The sequence below is a fragment of the Halobellus sp. Atlit-38R genome (assembly GCF_003665925.1).
In the GTDB taxonomy this organism is placed as follows: domain Archaea; phylum Halobacteriota; class Halobacteria; order Halobacteriales; family Haloferacaceae; genus Haloquadratum; species Haloquadratum inordinatus.
The window spans coordinates 1-452 of the sequence record NZ_QXIJ01000349.1; the positions used below are offsets into that span (position 1 = coordinate 1).

The 452-nt window shown below is 69.5% G+C and carries 1 protein-coding gene; it reads left to right on the plus strand.

Going from position 1 to position 452, the window contains the following annotated elements; genetic code table 11:
• Positions 1 to 452 (plus strand): hypothetical protein (locus tag D3D02_RS19770; protein WP_233560737.1); only part of this gene is annotated, 452 nt, incomplete at both ends.

Sequence of the window (452 nt, forward strand, 5' to 3'; positions counted from 1 at the left end):
GCCCCGGGCGACGCTGCGCGTCAACGACGCGCGCGAGACCATCGAGCCCGACTTCACCGACTACTGGGACGACTGGCAGGTGTTCACGACCGAGGTCGAGCTCGACGCGGGCGACAACGAGGTCGCGATCGAGCTCGACTACGAGAGCGGCGACGACGGCTTCAGCGGCGACGTGGGCGGGTTCAACCTCAACGCCGTCGCCGTCACCGAGTCCGGCGAGCCGTCGCCGGTCCCGGCCGAGTACGAGGGGTACGTCCCCGAGAACGAGAACTTCGACGCCGAGCCCGAGTTCGGCTTCATCGAGTCGGTTCCGGCCGCCGGCTGGGACGAGACGCGCGTCGTCGGCGCCGCGATCGAGCTCTCGGCGATCCGCCGGCTGTACGAGCGGGTCGACTCGGACCTCGACCAGCTCATCGTCACGTTCGGCTTCGTGCTCGTGATCCACGAGACGG